The sequence below is a fragment of the uncultured Lacinutrix sp. genome (assembly GCF_947500605.1).
Lineage (GTDB): Bacteria > Bacteroidota > Bacteroidia > Flavobacteriales > Flavobacteriaceae > Lacinutrix.
In genome coordinates this window covers 48,912-70,107 of sequence record NZ_CANMSJ010000007.1, presented here as the reverse complement: position 1 = coordinate 70,107, position 21,196 = coordinate 48,912, and the positions used below count along the sequence as shown (strand labels likewise).

The following is a 21,196-nucleotide window of genomic DNA, read 5'->3' as shown; positions in this document are numbered from 1 at the left end:
TTTTCATAAAATAAGGCTTGAGGGAAACCTCATTTTAAATTATAATTTAGGCTTTATCATCTTCATCGTCATTATCCTCAATATCAAGATCATCTTCCTTAGTCCCTTCACCTTCCATACGCTTTAGCTCTGTCTTTTCATCTTTTAATTCAGGTGATTTTACAGCTTCTGCATCTTTTCTTAGAATTGTTTTAACCTCAACCTCTTCATTTTCAACTTCAACTTTCTTCTCTACTTTAACCTCTGCTTCTACTTTCTCTTGTGCCGTAACAAGTTGTGTACTTGCAAAAACTAATGCTACTGCTAAAAATAATACTTTTTTGAAATTTTTCATTTTTGAAATAATTTTAAGTTGATTAATAATTTATATATAACAGTAGATACGACGATAAAAGAAAATTAGACTTTTCAATTATAACATTTAACACTTTTTCAAGAACAAATTTATTACAATAAAAAGCGATTCTTTGGTTTTAAAAAGCCGGAACTATTGTTATATTTGCGCTCTTAAAGCACACCACATGAAGATTTCTTACAACTGGATAAAACAATTTATAAAGACAGATTGGACACCAGAACAAACTAGCGAATTACTTACAGATTTAGGCCTTGAAGTAGAAGGTTTAGACACTTACCAAAGCATAAAAGGTGGATTGGAAGGTATTGTAGTTGGAGAAGTTTTAACCTGCGAACAACACAGTAATGCAGACAAACTTAAGGTTACTACTGTAAATATTGGTACCGATGCTCCCGTACAAATTGTTTGTGGAGCACCTAATGTTGCTGCTGGACAAAAAGTACCTGTTGCTACAATTGGTACTACTTTATATACTGAGGAAGGTGAAGCATGGACCATTAAAAAAGGTAAGATTCGTGGAGAAGAAAGCTTTGGAATGATTTGCGCTGAAGACGAACTTGGCCTTGGAAAATCTCACGATGGTATTATGGTTTTAGATCCAGATACTATTGTTGGTACTGCTTGTGCCGATTTATTTGATATTGAAAACGATCAGGTTTTTGAAATAGGTTTAACACCTAACAGAGCAGATGCAATGAGCCACTTTGGTACTGCTCGTGATTTAAAAGCTGGTTTACAACATAAAGATATAAATCTAGAATTAATAACGCCTTCTGTGAGTTCTTTTCACGTAGATAGTCGTTCTTTAAAAATAGATGTCGATGTACAAAATAAAGAATTAGCACCGCGTTATTGTGGTGTTACAATATCTGGAGTAAAAGTTGCGGAATCTCCGGCTTGGATACAACACCGCTTAAAAGCTATTGGTTTATCGCCAATAAATAATATTGTAGATGCTACAAATTATGTTTTACATGAATTAGGGCAACCGCTTCATGCTTTTGATGCAGATAAGATTTCTGATAATAAAATTGAAGTTAAAACCGTTGCTAAAGGTACAAAGTTTACAACCTTAGATGGTGTAGAGCGCGAATTACATGAAGATGATTTAATGATTTGTGATACTAAAAAACCATTATGTATTGCTGGTGTTTTTGGTGGTTTAGACTCTGGAGTATCTACCGATACTACTAAAATTTTCTTAGAAAGTGCTTACTTTAATCCTGTAATCGTTAGAAAAACAGCTAAACGTCATGCTTTAAATACTGATGCTTCTTTTAGATTTGAGCGTGGTATCGATCCAAACATTACAGAATACGCTTTAAAACGTGCTGCATTATTAATTCAAGAGTTAGCAGGTGGTGAAATTACTAGTGATGTTTCAGATTCGTATTCTAATAAAATTGAAGACTTTCAAGTACATATAACTTTCGATAAAGTAACAAAACTTATTGGTCAAGAAATTGATAAGGAAACTATAAAAAGTATTTTATCATCTTTAGAAATTAAAGTTAATAATGTCACAGAAACTGGATTAGGTTTAACTATCCCTGCTTATAGAAACGATGTACAACGTGAAGCCGATGTTATAGAAGAAATTCTACGTGTGTATGGTTACAATAATATTAAAACCACAACAAAACTTAACGCTTCTATCTCTAATTCTTCAAAATTTGAAGACCATAAATTACAAAACGTTGTTGGTAACCAATTAGCTTCTCAAGGTTTCTTTGAGATTATGGCCAATTCGTTAACCACTCCTACTTATATTACACTTAGCGATCAGTTAAAAGAAGAACATAATATAACAATGCTAAACCCATTAAGTAACGATTTATCTGTAATGAGACAGTCGTTATTATTTTCTGGATTAGAAGCAGTGTCTTATAATATTAACCGTAGACGAAGTGATTTAAAGTTTTTCGAATTTGGAAAAACATACCACGATTACAACGGTACACGTGAAGAATACAAGCATTTAACTTTATTTGTAACAGGAAATAAATCTCAAGAAAGTTGGGCATCTCAGCAACAAAAAGGAGATTTCTTTTACTTAAAAGGAACTATTGAAACAGCTTTAGAACGTTTAGGGATCTCTCGTTATAGAGCAATGCCTACAAAAAACGATGCTTTTACAGAAGGTATACAGTATAGTCAAGGTAAAACAGTTTTAGTAGATTTTGGAATTGTAAAAAACAAGATTAACAAGCATTTTGATATTAGTCAAGAAGTATTGTTTGCAGATTTTAACTGGGACAATATAATTGAAATAGCAAAACGTAATAAAATTAAATTTACAGCAATAGCTAAATATCCTGAAGTTAGACGTGATTTCGCTCTATTATTAGACAATAAAGTAACGTTTGAAGAGATACATACTATTGCAAAACAAACTGAAAAACAACTGCTTAAAAACGTAAACCTTTTTGATGTTTACCAAGGTAAAAACTTACCTAATGGCAAAAAAAGTTATGCTGTAAGTTTTATGTTTCAAGACGAACATAAAACACTTACAGATAAAGTAGTAGACAAAATAATGAATAAGCTTCAAAAGAACTTTGAGAGCAAATTAGGTGCCGAATTAAGATAAAGTATGTTATTATCTATTAGAAATATCGCGCTTATTTTTATAATACTATTTACTTTTAAAGTAAGTGCTCAAAGTATTGTAAATGATAAGCAAAAAGACACTTCTTCTACTGGGAGCTTGTTTATACATGATACTAAACAAGCTTTATTAGGAGTTAAGCATTCGTTTACAAGACCGCTTCATTGGAAGAAAAAAGACTTCACAACCTTAGGAACTGTAATTCTTGGAGCCGCAGCGCTTTCTACTGTAGACGATGAAACTAGTGCTTTTTTTGTGCGACAAAAACCACCACAATTTTTTCAAGAATTTGGTACGCGATTTGGAAGTCCGCAGGTTTATTTTATGACTAATGCTGGTCTTTATGGTTATGGTTTGTTTACAAAAAATGAGAAATTAAGAAAACTGAGTGTTTTAATTATTGCATCGTCTTTTACTACAGGAGTAATACAAAGTGTAAGCAAAACAGCTTTTGGTAGAGCACGACCACTAAATGGTAATAAAAGTAATGAGTTTAGGTTTTGGTCTAACAAACCAGAGTTTCATTCGTTTCCATCCGGACATACCGTACTTTCTATGACAATGTCTCATGCCATAGCAAAACAGTTTAACAATACATGGTCTAAGGTTGCTGTTTACTCTATAGGTGCTGTTGTACCTGTCTCAAGATTATTTGCTGGTGCACATTGGTTAACAGATGTTGGAATTGGAGCTGTATTAAGTATTGCTGTTGTAGATACTATTGACAAATTCCTATTTAAAACGAATGCTTACAGTTATAAAAAAGAAAAAACAGTTTCTTGGAACATGTCTTTTTCGGGTAACCAAATTGGATTAATTGGTACCTTTTAATTAATATTTATACCCAATTTATTCTAAAGACAAAATATTGATAACTAATCAAGTCTGCATAAAAAACATCACAAACACTTAATAAACAAACCATTGCATAATTTGCAATGGTTTTTCTTTTTAACAGAGATTTAACTTATGCTTAAATATCGGCTTTTTGGTTATATTTTTATTAATATTGTTACCTAACCAAACAAACCCTAACTAACCAATGAAAAAAATTCTACTATTACTTTCTATTACAATTATGATGAACAGTTGTGCATCAATACTTAATGGTAAAGTTCAAAAAAATGTTAATGTAAGAACCAAAAATGCAAAATCTGTAGTTTATGTAGATGATGTAAAACAAGGCTCTGGTAGAAGTGTAAAATCTAAATTACCAAGAGATCGCCAGGTTAAACAACTTAAAATTGAAACTGAAGGCTTCAAAGACCAATACGTTATACATTACCAAAATCAAAAATCGGCTTTACACATTTTATCATGGGTTCCTTTTGGTGTTTTATTCTATCCTCCATTTATGGACTACGGACCTAAAAGTTTTAACTATAAGAAGGACGTTTCAGTTAAAGAAAAATTAATTCCTATTGCCGTTAAAACAGAAGATCAAAAATACCTTTTTGTAAAAAATACAGAATTCGATCTTGATGAGAAAGCTTTAAAAATTAGAAAAATCAAGCACCGTTCTTTAAAAAAGAATAAAAAAAATAAGTTTAAAGATGTTGATTCTAATGTTGATAAAATTGAATTTGATAATTCTATTTTCACATCGTCTTTAAACAATCTTTTGTTAAAGTATAAGTACACAGATTCTACTAATACTATTTTTAAAAACAAAACAAACTCTGCATACTTAAGTGCAAAAATTAGCAAATTAGATATACAGTATGTATACCAATCTGCTGCTAAACGTTCAATGAGTTTTTTACAAGCCGAAGTTAATGTTGCTTGGGATTTTCAAGATGTTTACGGACAAACAATCTATACTAAAAGTTACAAAGCTAAATCTGGACAGTTTTCTATAGATTATAATAAAGAAGCAACTGCTCTTTTAGCTGTTGAAGATGCTATAGCATCATCTTTTTTAAACTTTATTGATAACAAAAAAGTTAAAGAGCATTTAAGTAAAGATAATATTGCTGTACAAAAAACGCTGCCATACATTACACTATCTAAAGGAACAAGTATTAACGATGTAGATTCTGCATTAAATGGAACGGTTACTATTAAGGTTGCTGAAGGACATGGTAGTGGGTTTAAAGTAAGTACAGATGGTTACATTTTAACTAACTTTCATGTAGTAGCTAATTCTAAAGAAGACATTACTGTTGTAACAAAAGATAATAAAGAATATAAAGCTACATTAGTAAGACAGAGTGAAAACTTAGACTTAGCGTTATTAAAAGTAGATGCTACTTTTAACAGCCATTTTACTTTACCAGCAACTAAAAACTACAAAACTGGTGACGACATCTTTATTATTGGAACTCCAACTACTGTAGAATTGGGTCAAACTTTAAACAAAGGTATTATTTCTGGAGACAGAGAAAATGATGGTGTTAAATTAATTCAAACAGATGCTGGTGTTAACGGAGGAAACAGTGGTGGACCAATGATTAGTAGAGAAGGAATTTTAATTGGAGTTATTAATGCTAAATTATCTGGTGTTGGTATCGAAGGATTAGGATTTGCAATTCCTGCAGAATTAATAAGCAAAGCATTATTTATTAAATAATAATTAAACATATTATTATAATAAGCAATTTATTAAATGCCTCCAAAAAGTTTCACACTATTTGGAGGCATTTTTATGTAAAGAAAAGACGCAACCTTTTACTAGATTACGCATCTATAAATAAACAAACATGAGGCAATTACTTTATTTTCTATCCATAGTTTTACTATTAAACTCTTGCGCTACATTAACAAATAGAAAAACAACTAAAATTTCTATTTCTTCAGACACAGAAAGTAATATTGTTTATAATACAGATACTATCGCTATTGGCAAACAACCAATTAAAATAAAACCTTTACGATCTAGAGACTCTTTAAGCTTGATAGTCTTAAAAGATGGTTATAAAAATGAATTCGATATAAAAGCAAAAAACAGCATTGCTTTTTTTGCAAACATCCCATTTAATTACGGCTTAGGTATGCTGGTAGATTTAACTAACCAGAAACGTTTTACCTACAAAAAAAACCTTCATTTTTCATGGGACAGTATAAATAACAACTTCAACCTATCTCACAAAAAGATAAATGAAATAAAAAAAGGGACCACTTTTATATATACTTCTCCACTTAATGCAATAGATGTTTTCTCCACTCCTATGCTTACTTTAGGTACAGAATACTTTGTTTCAAACAACATTAGTATAAGTGCAGAATTTGGAACAAAATATTCTGAACGTTTAAGAGATCAATCGAATATTACCATTATAAAGGATAAAGGTTATTCTTTTAGAATTGAACCAAAACTGTATAACAAAATTAATTTAACAGGAGCTTCAACTTTAAACGAATACTTAGGTTTAGAACTTCGGGTTATTAAAAACAATTATAATGATAGCGTAGATTATTTTGAAAAGCAACTTGACTCAAATCAAGAAATAGTATTAATTACAGACGATTTTGCCAGAAAAAAGACCATTACTTTAATTAACTTAAAATATGGAATTAATGTACCGGTCGGAAAATTGTTTTATTTCGATTTCTATTCCGGTTTTGGTATCAGATTAAGAAAAGTAGAAAACTTAGCTTTAGAGTTTGATAATGAAATACACAACTTAAGAGATGATGATAACAACCATTATGATTTTTTTCGTGACGAAGATTTAAAGACTATTAATAAAAATAAAGAATTCAATTTTTCTTTAGGTTTTAAATTTGGCGTAAAATTGTAACTCGTAATCAAAATAACAAACCTGTACTATTACAAAACGGCATAAAGAGATGACTAAAAAAGAGCTTAAAGAATTTCTAGACGCAAAAGTAGAACAATATAACAGACCCGATTTTATTACTAGCGACCCAATACAAATTCCACATTTATTTAGTAAAAAAGAAGACATTGAAATAGCAGGCTTTTTAAGCGCAACTATCGCTTGGGGAAACAGAAAAAGCATTATTAACAATGCTAATAAAATGATGGATTTACTTAATCATTCTCCTTACGATTTTATAATGAATCATCAAGAAGAAGATTTAGAAAAACTAGAACCTTTTGTACATAGAACCTTTAATGGACTAGATTTTATAACCTTTATAAAAAGCTTAAATCATATTTACACTAAGCACAACGGTTTAGAAGCAGTTTTTGCTAAACATGCCGAAAAGGATTCGTTGCAAAAAGCAATACATTATTTTAAACAATCCTTTTTCGAAATTGAACACTTACAACGCACCCAAAAACATGTAAGCGATCCTCTTAAAAACTCAGCAGCAAAACGTATAAACATGTTTTTACGTTGGATGGTGAGAGACGATAATACTGGTGTTGATTTTGGTATTTGGAAATCCTTATCACCTTCACAATTATCTTGCCCGTTAGATGTACATTCAGGAAATGTTGCAAGAAAGCTTGGACTTTTAAAACGAAAGCAAAATGACGGTAAGGCTTTAGCCGAATTAGATGCAGCATTACAAAAACTAGACAAAACCGATCCTGTAAAATATGATTTTGCTCTATTTGGCTTAGGCGTTTTTGAAGGTTTTTAGATAAAAAAAGAAACACTATTTATTTCTTTAAATTAATTTCTTTTCACTCCTTCTCTATCAAATCATTTAAAAATCAAATCTTCAATTTTTATTTTGCTTAACTTTGACCAAAAGGATAAACATATTACACACTAGTTTAATCCATTAATTTTAAACAACTTAACTCTAGTCTCAATTTGATAGCTCCTAAAATCCCTAAAAACGAATCTGCTCGGCTTAAAGCCGTAAATTCCTACCTACTTTTAGACACTTTACCCGAAGAAGATTTCGATAATATTACAGGTTTAATCTCTAATGTTATAGACGTTCCTATTGCATTAGTAACACTTATAGATATTGATAGAAATTTTTTAAAATCGCATCATGGTGTTCCTTTTAACGAGTCGCCAAGATCTACTTCTTTTTGCGGACATGCAGTTTTATGCGAAGACGATTTGTTTATTGTTGAAGACGCTAGAGAAGATGAAAGGTTTAAAGACAACCCACTAGTTAAAGAACATAACGCAATATTTTATGCAGGAGCACCTTTAATAAATGCAGATGGCTTTGCTTTAGGAACTCTTTGCATTTTTGATACAAAACCACGAGTTTTAAATAAGAAACAAAAAGAAATGCTAATTGTGCTAGCAAAACAAGTGGTGCAGCTTTTCGAACTAAGAAAAAACAATTTAGAACTTAGAGAAGTTCGAAAAGAATTAGTACAACAAAACGAAAAATTAAAAAATTTCGCAGGTCATGTATCTCACGATATGAAAATGCCTTTAGCTAATATGATAGTAACGTCTGATATTTTAAAAAAGAAATACGAAGGACAACTTGATGAAAAAGGATTAGAGTATTTAGGCTATTTAAAAAGAGCATCGTTTACTCTAAGTGAATATATTTCTAACTTATTAGAACATTACGAAAGTGACAAAGTAGAAGGTGATTTTGAATCTTTTTATATAAATCATCTCTTAGAAGATTTGGTAGATTTACTTCAAATAAACACTAATTGTCATATTAACTTTCCAGAACAAGATGTTGAAATAGAATGTAATCATGTTGCTTTAGAGCAAATTTTACTTAATCTTATTGGCAACAGTTTAAAATATAGTGACAAAGAAAATACAGTAATTGATATCTCTTGTTTTGTAACAGATGATTTTTATAATTTCGAGATAACAGATAATGGTATTGGTATTCCTGAAGACAAACTAGAGTCTATTTTCGATTTATTTTCTACTGTAGGCAACTTGGACCGTAATGGAAATAAAGGTCATGGCATAGGTTTATCCACCGTTCAAAACTTAGTAAAATCTTTAGGAGGAACAATAGCTGTCAATTCTAAATTAGGAGAAAAAACTAGCTTTAGTTTTACCGTAGCTAAATCACATTAGCATTAAATAAAACATATAGAAAACAAAAAAGCCTGTTGAATATAAATATTCAACAGGCTTTTTTATATAAAAGTCTTTGCTTTAAAAGGGATATATTATCCTTTTAACCAAGCTTCACGTAAAGTGTTTTGCTTAGCTGTTGCATTAGGATCTACTGCTAAACTAGAACCAGTAGTGTAAGATTGTGTTAATGTAGTTTTTACAATAACCTCTTCTCCTTTTCTGTCAATTCTAACATCGATATCTCTTCCTGGTTTCCACATAAAAACCTCAGTTAACATTTGTTGAGCGTTAGCCATTGTTAACTCTTTACCATCGATAGTTTTAATAACATCTCCTGGTAAAACACCATTTTCTGCCCAGAAACTATTGTTCTTTACTGCTTCAGAGAAAGGTAAAGACATTGTTGCCATATCTGGTGCAAAAATTAAAGTACCATCATTCTGGATATAGTTTGTCTTTACTTTAGCTTCTGCTAATGTTAAACCTGCTTTAGCAAAAAAGTCATTATAGTTAATTGGCGTTCCACCAACTACGTGTGTATTTAAAAACTCACCAACAGAAGGATACGTCATTTCTGTAATTTCAGCAATTAAATTATCATCTACAAAAGGTTTGTTTTTTCCGTATTTAAGAGATAATTCTTTCATTAAAGATAAAATACCTCTATTTCCGTTACTTTCTTCACGTAATAAAATATCAATACACATACCTATTAAAGCGCCTTTAGAATATACGTTTCCGTATTGTGGCGCGTAAGGTTGGTCTAAAATATTTTCACTCATTTCAGTAAAACTCATAGCATCATTCATGTTAGCAGCAGACTTAATTTTACCCATTACTTTAGTAAAAAATTCATCTTCAGTAACTAAACCTTGATCTACTTGAAATAATGTAGCAAAATATTCTGTTACACCTTCGTACATCCATAAATGCTTAGAGAATGTTGGTTGGTTATAATCGAAATAATGAACATCTTCAGAATGCACACTTAAAGGTGTTACAATATGAAAAAACTCGTGAGAAACAACATCAATCATACTTTCAGATAATGCTTCAAAAGGCATAGCTTCTGGTAAAACTACTACTGTAGAAGTATGGTGCTCTAATGCTCCAAATCCTTTTGGAGATTCTTCTTTTCCTTCAGAAAGATATAAATAGATATCGTAACGAGGCGTTGTATTAATATCTCCTAAATATGCTTTTTGAGCTAACATCATTTTTTCCATCACTGCTTTAATTTTTTCAGCAGTATGCACTTTGTTTGGAGAATATACACTTAATACAATTTTAATATCTCCAACTTGAAATTCTTCAACATCTAATGCTCCGTAAAACATTGGGTTATCTGTAATATCAAAATATCTCGGTGCAAAATAACTAGAAGTCATAGACACTCCATCGTCATTCATTTTTGTTCCTGTTTCCTGTAAAGCAGATGTTTTTAACATTGTTTTAGGTGCAGTAACATCTAATTTATATTGTGCTGTTTTTAAAGAATCAAAATATCCAATAAAACCATGTAAGTTTAATACGTAGTTTGTTGTCTCAATATTTGTTCCTGCTGGAGAAAATGGCACTTCTAAACCAATGCCACCACCTTGAGTTTCCATATCGAAAGTATCGTTAACATTGTAAGTTACCATGTCTAAATTAGCAGCATTTGCAATAGTCCAAGTATTGGTATCTGTTTTTACAACTGGTAATTCGTTTCCTTTATAATCAATAGCTTTAAAATCGTCTACATATTTTCCAAAATCACTAACAGAATACGTTCCTTGTACTACTCTTGGTAATCTATACGTTACAGATTCTACTGCAAAACGTCCAGGATTAATTACAACTGGTGCTTTATCGTTTGTTACTTTAGTTAAATCTAAAGTTGCTTCAATAGGATTTAAAGAAGCTAAATCGTTTGTAGCTTTTCCGCTAGCAGTTTTTGTAGAGTTACAGCCTACTAGAAGAACTCCAGCAAATGCAACACTTAATAGGTGTTTTTTCATTATTATTGGTTTTTTGTTAATGGTGTAAAAATGTATGACGACCAAAAGTACAATCTGTTACATTTACAAATTATAAAATTTTGTTAATATCTGTTAAATTCAAAGCTTCAGAATATTATATTGCAACTATGCAGCAGCCACTAATTAGCGTATTAATTCCTTTTAAAAACACTCAAGAATTTCTTAGCGAGTGTTTAAATTCCGTAATAAACCAAACATATACTAATTGGGAGTTACTAATTATAGACGATAACTCTACAGATAGTAGTTATAATTTGGTTAACGATTATGCTAAAAAAGATAATAGAATTAAGTTATATAAAAATGAAGGCTCCGGTATTATTAACGCCTTAAAATTGGCTTTTTCAAAATCTAAAGGCGATTACATTACTAGAATGGATAGTGATGATATTATGCCAGATATTAAACTTGGAACACTCTTTAATAATTTACAACTACACGGAAAAAACCATATAGCAACTGGCTTGGTAAGTTATTTTTCTGCGGAAGGCATAAGCGATGGCTATAGAAAATACGAACAATGGCTAAACAGTTTAACTACAGAAGGCACTAATTATTCTGAAATTTATAAAGAATGTGTAATCCCTTCTCCATGTTGGATGATTGCTAGAGAAGATTTTTTAAGTATCGATGCTTTTAATCCTACACGCTACCCAGAAGATTACGATTTAACCTTTCGGTTTTACGAAGCTAATTACAAAGTAATACCGTGTAATAAAGTGCTTCATTTATGGAGAGATTATGGTACACGTGCCTCTAGAACAGATGCTAATTATGCCGAAAACAGTTTTATAGACATTAAACTACATTATTTTCTAAAATTAGATTTCGATAAATCTAAACCATTAGTCATTTGGGGAGCAGGAAATAAAGGCAAAACAATTGCTAAAAAATTAATTGCCTTAAATATTCCGTTTCAATGGATTTGCGATAACCCTAAAAAAATAGGAAAACATATTTACGATGTAGAAATGAAACCGTTTCAACATTTAGAAACATTAGCCCATTTTCAAAGTATTGTAAGCGTTGCCAATAAAGAAGAACAGACCATTATTAGAACGTATTTTTCTAAATTGAAAAAAGAATCGATGCGTGATTATTTTTTCTTTTGCTAAAGGGTCTCATATTTCAGTATTAGTTTTATATTTGCTTAATCAAAATTAGCAATGCAGTTTAAACATCCAGAACTTCTTTACGCCTTATTACTACTGCTAATCCCAATTATTGTTCACTTATTTCAGTTACGTAAATTTAAAACAGAAGCGTTTACTAACGTTGCCTTTTTAAAGAAAGTGTCTTTACAAACACGTAAAAGTGCTCAAATAAAAAAGTGGTTAACTTTATTTACAAGAATGTGCATTTTGGCTGCAATAGTAATTGCCTTTGCGCAACCTTACACCTCAAAAAACAAGACCTTTAATACTAAATCTGAGACTGTAATTTATCTTGATAACTCTTTTAGCATGCAAGTAAAAGGAGATAAGGGCGAATTACTAAAACGTGCTGTAAGCGATATTATTAGTAGTGTTCCAGAAGATGAAAACATCTCGTTTATTACAAACGATAACAGTTTTAGAAACACAACTGTAAAAGCTATTACTAACGATTTGTTGCAACTTAATTATGCTACAAACCAATTACCTTACGATGCCGCTTTGCTAAAAAGTAAGAAGTACTTCTCGAAAAACGATAATACCATTAAAAACTTAGTTTTTATTAGCGATTTTCAGCAAAAAAACAGCAATTTTAATGCAAAAGGAGACGAGAATACTAATCTTAATTTAGTACAATTAAAACCTGTTAATAATAGCAATGTCACTATAGATAGTGTTTACATTTCTAAAAGAACATCTAGTAATATAGAATTAACGGTTAGCCTTAAAAACAACGGAAACACAATAGAAAACCTTCCAGTTTCTTTATTTAACAATGGAAGTTTACTCACTAAATCTTCGGTTAAAATAACAGATAAAGCAACTACTGTTTTTACCTTACCAACAAACGAACGTATTGATGGAAAAGTAACTATAGAAGATATTAACCTTCAGTTTGACAACACATTGTTTTTCAACATTAATAACAACTCAAAAATTAATGTTTTAGCAATTAATGAAACTAAAGACAATTTCTTAAAAAGTATTTATACTCCAGACGAATTCAACTATAAAGCAACTGCTTTTAATCAGTTAAACTATAGCGATATTACCAATCAAAATCTTATTGTTCTAAACGAGTTAAAACAAATACCAAGTTCTTTAACAACAGCTTTAAAAGCATTTACAAGTAATGGTGGCGTTTTGGTAGTTATTCCTTCCGAAGACATAAATATTCAGGAATACAACAACCTATTATTAAGTTATAACCTTGCTCCTTTTTCTAAACTTTCTAAAACAGAAAAACGATTAACAAACATAAATTATTCGCATCCTTTATATAGTGATGGCGTGTTTGAGAAGCAAATATCTAATTTTCAATATCCTAAAATTAATTCTTACTATCCTCAAAATATAGCAAATGCATCTGCAATACTAACGTTTGAAGATGGAAAGCCTTTTCTATTAGAAAACAACAATGCGTTTGTATTTACTTCGGCTTTAAACAGAAAGAACTCTAGTTTTCAAGATATTAATTTAATTGTACCAACGTTTTACAACATCTCTAAACGCAGTTTAAAATTGTCTAATCTATACTACACTATTGGTAAAGAAAACACTTACGATGTGGTTACAGATTTACAACAAGATGCCGTTTTAACTTTGGTTAATGATAATGCAAACGTAATACCGCAACAACAATACTTTAATAATAAGGTAGCTATTACAACAACAGATACTCCAGAAAAAGCTGGGATTTACAACATAAAAAACAAAACTGAAATTATAGAAAATGTGAGCTATAATTACAATAGAAACGAGAGTGATTTAATCTATCAAAACTTCTCAAATCTAGATAATGTAACGGTTAGTAATTCTATTTCAGAAGTTTTTAATACTATAAAGAGCGATAATAAAACGAACGAGCTATGGAAATGGTTTGTTATTTTAGCATTAATGCTTTTAGTTTTCGAAATGCTCATCTTAAAATATTTTAAATGAACGTACTTATAAAATCTGCAACAATAATTGATTCTAAGAGTGATTTTCATAACACCACTCAAGACATTTTAATCGAGAAAGGTAAAATTTATAAAATCGCCGAAACGATTGAAAACACAAATAACTATAAAGAAATTAATCTTGACAATCTGCATGTTTCTCAAGGTTGGTTCGATAGTAGCGTGTGTTTTGGAGAACCAGGTTTCGAGGATAGAGAAACTATAGAAAACGGATTAAAAACAGCAGCAAAATCTGGTTTTACAACCGTTGCTATGGAAGCCAATACGCATCCAATTATAGATACAAACGCATCAATTGCTTTTATTAATATGAAAGCTCAAAACAATGCTGTAACCTTATTACCTATTGGTGCTTTAACTAAAAACAGCGAAAGTGTAGACTTAGCTGAGTTGTACGATATGAGTACAGCTGGAGCAGTCGCTTTCTCAGATTATAAAAAACCAATTACCAATCCTAATTTACTTAAAATAGCTTTACAATACGCTAGTAATTTTGGTGGTCTAGTTTGCTCTTTCCCACAAGAAAATAGAATTTCTGGTAATGGAGTTATGAACGAAAACATAACGAGTACAAGCTTAGGTTTAAAAGGAAATCCTAGTCTTGCCGAAGCTTTACAAGTGGCTAGAGATTTATACTTATTAGAATATACAGGAGGAAAATTACATATTCCAACAATCTCTACAGCAGAATCTGTAGATTTAATAAGAAATGCTAAAATGAAAAAACTAGACGTAACCTGTAGTGTAGCCGTACATAATTTATGTTTAACAGATAGCGAATTAGAAGATTTCGATACACATTACAAAGTTTCACCTCCTTTACGTACTCAAAGCGATATCGATGCTTTAATTGAAGGCGTAAAAGACGGTACTATAGATATGGTTACTAGTGATCACAATCCTATAACTATAGAAAGTAAAAAGATAGAATTTGATTATGCAGACTATGGCACAATAGGTCTTGAAAGTGCTTTTGGAGCTTTACAAACATTATTTTCGACAAAGAAAACTGTACAATTATTAACTAAAGGAAAAAGCAGATTTAATGTTGAATCTTCAATAATAGCAGAAGGTATTACTGCAGATTTAACGCTCTTTAATCCTGATACTAAATACACCTTTACAACTAGTAACATAAACTCTACCTCTAAAAACAGTCTGTTTTTAAACAAAGACTTAAAAGGTGAAGTTTATGGTATAATAGCAAACAATAAAACCGTTTTATAAAAATGAACAAAGAAACCATAGAAGAAGGAAAAACACTTGCCATAATTAGCTACTTAACATTTATAGGTACTTTTATTGCTGTTTTTATGAATTTAGATAAAAAGAATCCTTTTGTAAACTTTCACCTTCGTCAAATGATAGGCTTAATACTTATGCTTATTCTATCTAACGTTGTAGAGAAATATGTGAATAGTACGTTTGGATCTGTTTTATGGTTAGTTACATTTTCAAGCTGGTTATACGCAATAATATTTGCCATAAAGGGTGAAGCAAAATTAATTCCTTTTGTTGGAGAGAAATTTCAACAATGGTTTAAAGACTTAGGTAACTAATGAAGAATTTATCTCTAACTCACGTAATACGCGAATCGTCTTTAAAAGACAATGCGCCACTTCTTATTTTATTTCATGGTTATGGTAGCGATGAAAACGATTTGTTTTCTTTTGCTAGCGAACTACCAGAAGAATTATTTATTATTTCGGCAAGAGCACCTTACCCAATGCAACCTTATGGTAATGCTTGGTATGCTATTAATTTTGATGCCGATAAAGGCAAATGGAGTGATAATGAACAAGCAATAGAATCGAGAGATTTAATTGCTAAGTTTATAGACGAAGCAATAGCCGAATATCCTGTTAATAAAGATAATGTATCGCTTTTAGGTTTTAGTCAAGGTACTATTTTAAGTTATGCTGTAGCACTCACCTACCCTGAAAAAATTAATAATGTAATCGCTTTAAGTGGTTATATTAATGAAGACTTATTTAAAACGCAACCAGAAGACCACTACAAACATTTAAACTTCTATTGTTCTCATGGATCTGTAGACCAAGTTATCCCTGTAGATTGGGCTAGAAAGTCTCCCGAATTCCTTTCAAATTTAAATATTAAACACAAATATTCAGAATTTCCTGTAGGTCATGGCGTAGCTCCTCAAAACTTTTATGAATTAAAGGAGTGGTTAATTGGTTTGATTTAAACCGCTTAACAACTAATTCAAAGATTAAAATTACATATTTCTCAAAACAAACATTCTTTTAATGAAAAATCATTAGGAAATTACAACACTTTATGTAATTTAGTTGAATAATTTACAATTAATTGTAAAAAATCGTAATTACTAGTGTTGAATATACAAAACACCTGCTTTTTTTTAATCCTAAAAGTAGGTGTTTATACATTAGTAGTTTTTTTTGTTTTTTAGTAACCTAATAAATCAAAACCATTGAAAACTATCTTTTTAAGCTTATGGTTGTTTACCATATCTTTTTTAATTTCCGCCCAACAAACACAGTCTGAAGCAGAAATGCTTCATACATTTGATAACACCATAGGCATAGAAAACACTAAACTCTATAATGGTAAACGTTATTTTAGTGTATATAAATATACAGAAGACAATCATAACTTTCACAAAACGGCATATCCAATAAAAGGAGAAGTTACTTATGATAATGCTTCATTCTATAACGTTAATTTAAAATATGATATTCTTGATGATAATTTAATTTTCGAACCTAATGGTCACAGAAGTTACATTAACATTGAGCTTGTTAAAGATAAAGTCTCAGGTTTCAAAATAAATAACCAAACGTTTATTAATTCTCAATTAATTACAGAAAATAACAAACAAGTTACTGGTTACCTAGAAGTAGTTTACGAGTCGGCAACAATAACAATGTATGCAAAACGTAAAAAAACAGCAACAAAAAAAATAAAAAAGAATAGAGTTTATCATCTTTATTCTAACAAGCCAGATTATTACATCTCTTATAATGGTGCTTTTAATGAAATTAAATCTACAAATTCGTTTAAAAAATTATTTTTAAATCATGAAGAAGATTTAAAAAAAATAATTAAAAAAAATAAAGAGCGCTTTAGAAAAGACGAAGAAGGCTTCTATCTATTCCTTGCCGAATGGATGGATTTTAAACTAAAAAACAACAGCACAAATTAAGACCTATGAAGAAAATAAAGCTATTAATTTTCATGCTTCTATTTGTGTTTTTTTCCTACGCACAAGACAATATAACTATTTCTTTTACCAACTCTAGTTTAAAAGAAATTATAACCCAACTAGAAAACAAAACTAGCCATTCGTTTTATTATATGGACAGTTGGCTTGATGAGAATAAAATAACAAAAAGTTATACCAATACTCCTCTAACAACAATACTTGAAGATTTATTAAAAGACAGCTCGATTAATTACACCGTTTTTGAGAATAAAGTAATACTTACAAATAACAGCTTTGTATATACTGAATTACCTGAAGGCTTTTTTGGAGAACAAAAAACAACAGTTAGCGAGAATGAAGCTGTTTTTTATAATGAATATGAAAACAACAATTTAGCAACTGTTGGAAAACAAAATAACAATTCTAAAGCACAAGAGTTTACTCTTTCTGGGCTTTTACTAAATGAAAACACACGTGCTCCAATTCAAGGTGCGGCAATTATAATAGACAAAATTAGCAAAAATACAACTACAGATGCCAAAGGAAAATTTTCAATAATATTACCAATTGGTAAAAATGTATTAAATGTTCGTCTTTTAGGATATCAAAATTTAGTAAAAGAAGTTTTAGTATATGGTGATGGTTTTATAAAACTCGCTATGCCAGAAGCTGCCGAAACTTTAGGTGAAGTGTTTTTAGAATCTGCAGCAAATAATAATGTAAAAGAAGCTGTTGTAGGTGTTACAAAAATTGATATAGAAGGTTTAAAAACCATTCCAGTTGTATTAGGAGAACGAGACATTTTAAAAGTTGCTACTACATTACCAGGAATAAAAACTGCTGGTGAAGGTTCTGCAGGGTTTAATGTTCGTGGTGGTCGTTCTGATCAAAACTTATTTCTATTAGACGATGCTGTAATGTATAATCCTTCACATTTCTTAGGTTTCTTTTCTGCCGTAAACCCATTTGCAACAGGATCATTAGAAATTTATAAAGCTACAATTCCTGCAGAGTACGGAGGACGGTTGTCTTCGGTATTCGATATAAAATCTAAAGAACCAAATTACAAGGAGTTTTCTGGAGAAGGCGCCATTGGTCCAATTACTGGAAGTTTAAGCATACAAACACCTATTGTAAAAGATAAAATTGCCATTACGGCAGCAGGTCGTGCAACTTATTCTAATTGGATTTTAAGATCTTTAGACGAAGAGACGCTTCAAAATAGTGAAGCTTCATTTTACGATGGACTTATAAAATACAATCATAAAATAAACGAGAATAACACGTTTCAAGCAACCGGTTATTATAGTAAAGATAAATTTAGTATTACTTCAGATTCAACTTTTAACTATAGTAATGCACTTGCATCTTTAAAATGGAATCACACTTTTAAAAATGACAAGCATAAAAGTGAAGTAATTGCTGTAAATACACAGTATAAATATGGAGTAGATTATGAAGCAGAATCGAATAATAATTTTAAATTCGATTTTAAAATTAATGAAACTCAACTAAAACTTAATCTTAAATATCTTCACAGCGATACTCATAAATTCGATTATGGAGTTAGCACAAAGCTTTATCAAGTAGAACCAGGAAATATAGATCCAACTGGAAATATTTCTATTATTGTACCTAAAAGTATAAACAAAGAAAAAGGATTAGAATCTGCTATTTATATTTCAGATTTGTATAAAGTAAACGAAAAACTACTATTTAATGTAGGACTACGTTATTCTAGATTTGCTTCCTTAGGCCCAGGAACACAAAATGTTTATGAAGACAATAGACCTAAAGGAGAATCGACGATTACTGCTGTTAATACTTATAGTGACAATGAAACAATTAAAAGTTATGGAGGTTTAGAATATAGAGCCTCTTTACGTTATTTATTATCACCTTCATTATCGTTAAAGGCTAGTTATAATAAAACGCTTCAATACATACATTTACTTTCTAACAACACTACTATATCTCCAACAGATACTTGGAAATTATCAGACTTAAATACAAAACCTCAAAGCGCAAACCAGTATTCTTTAGGATTCTATAAGAATTTTGATGATACAGATATTGAAGTTAGTTTAGAAGGTTACTATAAGCAAATGCATGATATTTTAGATTATAAAATTGGAGCTGAATTAATTTTAAATGAATCTTTAGAACAAGAATTATTACAAGGAGAAGGAAAAGCTTACGGTGTAGAATTTTTAATTAAAAAGAAAAAAGGAGCACTTAACGGCTGGATAGGTTATAGCTACTCTAGAGCTTTCTTAAAACTTAAAAGCGATATTCCACAAGAACAAGTTAATAACGGAGATTATTTCCCTGCTAATTACGATAAGCCTCATGATTTCAGCTTAGTTGCAAACTATAGAATTACAAAACGTTATAGCGTATCAACAAACTTTATATACCAAACAGGAAGACCTATTACCTACCCTATTGGTAAATATACTTTTGCAGGAAGCGAACAGGTTTTATACAGTGATAGAAATCAATTTAGAATTCCAGATTATTATCGTTTAGATATTGGTTTTAATATTGAAGGCTCTCATAAATTAAAAAAACTAGCGCATAGTTTTTGGAATATTTCAGTTTATAATGTCTTAGGAAGAAATAACCCATATTCTGTATATTTTGCAAATAACGAAGGAAAAATAAGGGCATATAAAACATCTATTTTTTCAATACCTGTTCCAACAATAACTTATAATTTTAAATTTTAAAAAATGAAAGCTACACTAAAATACGGCACTTTCTTTTTATCTATTCTACTCTTCTATAATTGTACAGAAGAAATAGAACTTGAAACAGAAAGTTTTGAAAGCGTTTTAGTCGTAGAAGGTACGTTAACAAACGAATTTGGTTTTCAAAAAATCAAATTATCTCGCACATATTTTCTTGAAGAAAATGAACAAAATTTAGAAAATAATGCGACAGTAAAGATATTAGATAGCAATGGAGGTGTATTTAATTTTGCTCAAAATAATGAAGGGATATACATATCGAATATAGAGTTTAAAGCACTAGCCGATGTCTTTTATTCTTTATCTATTACAACAACTGATGGAAAACAATATATGTCTCTAGAAACAGAGCTTACTCCTATCTCTCAAATAGATAATCTCTATGTAGAATACAATTCTACAGATGAACAAACGTTGGTTCTTGTTGATAGTGAAAACCAATCTAGTGGAGCGCAATATTTTAGATATGAATACGAAGAAACATATAAAATTGTTGTTCCTTATTACTCTTTATTTAATGCTACTGTCTCTAATGTTGTTAATAATGGAGAAACCTTTGATGTAGAACTTACCCCAAAATTAGAAGACCAGCGTACTTGTTATTCTACAAAATCATCAATAGGTATTATTCAAACTTCAACAAATTCACTAGGTCAAGATTTAGTCTATAGATTTCCAGTAAGATCTATTGATAAAGACGATAGTAAACTTAGAGAACGATATTCTATTTTAGTAAAACAATATGTTCAAAATCTTGAAGCATATAATTATTATAAAATCATACATGAATTAGGTATTAACGAAAGTATACTTTCGGCAAACCAACCAGGTTATGTAAACGGTAATGTAGAGTCTCTAGATAATAATAAAGAAAAAGTAATTGGCTATTTTGAAGTCTCATCTGTAAGTTCAGAAAGACTCTTTTTTAATCATATGGATGTCAACATATCTAAACCTCCTTATTTTTATGATTGTGAGTATAGAACTGATGCTGCACAAATAATAAATGCTAATAGAAATAATTTAAAGCTTAATTATGCATTAATTGGTGGTCCACAAATTCCAAATCAAAGACAGGATCTTTACAGAGAGTTAACAGCTAACGAGCCTTATAAATACTATGATAATAATGGAGTTATTTACAATATAGTAAGTCCATTATGTAGCGATTGTACATCATTCTCATCAACAATTCAACCAGATTTTTGGATAGATTAATATTAA

16 protein-coding genes are annotated in these 21,196 nt (G+C 30.3%); 14 read left to right on the top strand and 2 right to left on the bottom strand.

Annotation, left to right across the window (positions count from 1 at the left end; all coding sequences use genetic code 11):
* Nucleotides 1-46: 46 nt before the first annotated feature.
* A complete protein-coding gene (locus tag Q0935_RS11125; RefSeq protein ID WP_299385895.1) occupies nucleotides 47-334 on the bottom strand; it encodes a hypothetical protein in 288 nt (95 codons plus the stop codon).
* Nucleotides 335-521: 187 nt separating this feature from the next.
* Here Q0935_RS11125 and pheT point away from each other — a divergent pair, with 187 nt between their 5' ends.
* The 6 genes from pheT (at nucleotide 522) to Q0935_RS11095 (ending at nucleotide 8,899) form a co-directional block, all read left to right on the top strand.
* A complete protein-coding gene (gene pheT, locus Q0935_RS11120) occupies nucleotides 522-2,948 on the top strand; it encodes a phenylalanine--tRNA ligase subunit beta (protein WP_299385893.1) in 2,427 nt (808 codons plus the stop codon).
* 3 nt (nucleotides 2,949-2,951) lie between these two features.
* Entirely contained in the window at nucleotides 2,952-3,797 is an 846-nt protein-coding gene (locus Q0935_RS11115) for a phosphatase PAP2 family protein (protein ID WP_299385890.1), read from the top strand.
* A 211-nt stretch (nucleotides 3,798-4,008) separates the two neighbouring features.
* Nucleotides 4,009-5,535 (top strand): trypsin-like peptidase domain-containing protein, encoded by a 1,527-nt coding sequence (locus Q0935_RS11110; protein ID WP_299385888.1) that lies wholly within the window; start codon nucleotides 4,009-4,011, stop codon nucleotides 5,533-5,535.
* Between the two features lie 130 nt (nucleotides 5,536-5,665).
* On the top strand, nucleotides 5,666-6,706 hold the full coding sequence (locus tag Q0935_RS11105; protein ID WP_299385885.1) for a hypothetical protein: 1,041 nt from the start codon (nucleotides 5,666-5,668) through the stop codon (nucleotides 6,704-6,706).
* A gap of 49 nt (nucleotides 6,707-6,755) precedes the next feature.
* Entirely contained in the window at nucleotides 6,756-7,520 is a 765-nt protein-coding gene (locus tag Q0935_RS11100; protein WP_299385883.1) for a TIGR02757 family protein, read from the top strand.
* Between the two features lie 176 nt (nucleotides 7,521-7,696).
* Entirely contained in the window at nucleotides 7,697-8,899 is a 1,203-nt protein-coding gene (locus tag Q0935_RS11095) for a GAF domain-containing sensor histidine kinase (RefSeq protein ID WP_299253618.1), read from the top strand.
* Between the two features lie 95 nt (nucleotides 8,900-8,994).
* On the opposite strand, the gene Q0935_RS11090 is transcribed toward Q0935_RS11095, so the two are convergent.
* A complete protein-coding gene (locus Q0935_RS11090; RefSeq protein WP_299385880.1) occupies nucleotides 8,995-10,902 on the bottom strand; it encodes a peptidase M61 in 1,908 nt (635 codons plus the stop codon).
* 128 nt (nucleotides 10,903-11,030) lie between these two features.
* Here Q0935_RS11090 and Q0935_RS11085 point away from each other — a divergent pair, with 128 nt between their 5' ends.
* The 8 genes from Q0935_RS11085 to Q0935_RS11050 all read left to right on the top strand — a co-directional run bounded on the left by Q0935_RS11085 (nucleotide 11,031) and on the right by Q0935_RS11050 (nucleotide 21,190).
* Complete coding sequence (locus Q0935_RS11085; protein ID WP_299385878.1) at nucleotides 11,031-12,038, top strand: glycosyltransferase family 2 protein; 1,008 nt, start codon at nucleotides 11,031-11,033, stop codon at nucleotides 12,036-12,038.
* A gap of 51 nt (nucleotides 12,039-12,089) precedes the next feature.
* Nucleotides 12,090-14,018: a BatA domain-containing protein gene (locus Q0935_RS11080; RefSeq protein WP_299253609.1), complete on the top strand. Its 1,929-nt coding sequence runs from the start codon at nucleotides 12,090-12,092 to the stop codon at nucleotides 14,016-14,018.
* Complete coding sequence (locus Q0935_RS11075; RefSeq protein WP_299385875.1) at nucleotides 14,015-15,265, top strand: dihydroorotase family protein; 1,251 nt, start codon at nucleotides 14,015-14,017, stop codon at nucleotides 15,263-15,265. The genes Q0935_RS11080 and Q0935_RS11075 overlap by 4 nt, the downstream gene beginning before the upstream one ends.
* 2 nt (nucleotides 15,266-15,267) lie before the next feature.
* Entirely contained in the window at nucleotides 15,268-15,597 is a 330-nt protein-coding gene (locus Q0935_RS11070; RefSeq protein WP_055436686.1) for a hypothetical protein, read from the top strand.
* Nucleotides 15,597-16,244: an alpha/beta hydrolase-fold protein gene (locus Q0935_RS11065; protein WP_299253600.1), complete on the top strand. Its 648-nt coding sequence runs from the start codon at nucleotides 15,597-15,599 to the stop codon at nucleotides 16,242-16,244. The genes Q0935_RS11070 and Q0935_RS11065 overlap by 1 nt, the downstream gene beginning before the upstream one ends.
* 246 nt (nucleotides 16,245-16,490) lie before the next feature.
* The gene (locus tag Q0935_RS11060) at nucleotides 16,491-17,222 is read left to right on the top strand and encodes a hypothetical protein (RefSeq protein WP_299385870.1); all 732 of its coding nucleotides are present in this window, start codon (nucleotides 16,491-16,493) and stop codon (nucleotides 17,220-17,222) included.
* 5 nt (nucleotides 17,223-17,227) lie between these two features.
* Nucleotides 17,228-19,951, top strand: a complete 2,724-nt coding sequence (locus tag Q0935_RS11055) for a TonB-dependent receptor (protein ID WP_299385868.1) — start codon at nucleotides 17,228-17,230, stop codon at nucleotides 19,949-19,951.
* Nucleotides 19,952-19,954: 3 nt separating this feature from the next.
* Nucleotides 19,955-21,190, top strand: coding sequence for a DUF4249 domain-containing protein (locus Q0935_RS11050; protein ID WP_299385866.1), 1,236 nt, complete (start codon nucleotides 19,955-19,957; stop codon nucleotides 21,188-21,190).
* The last annotated feature ends 6 nt before the right edge of the window (nucleotides 21,191-21,196 follow it).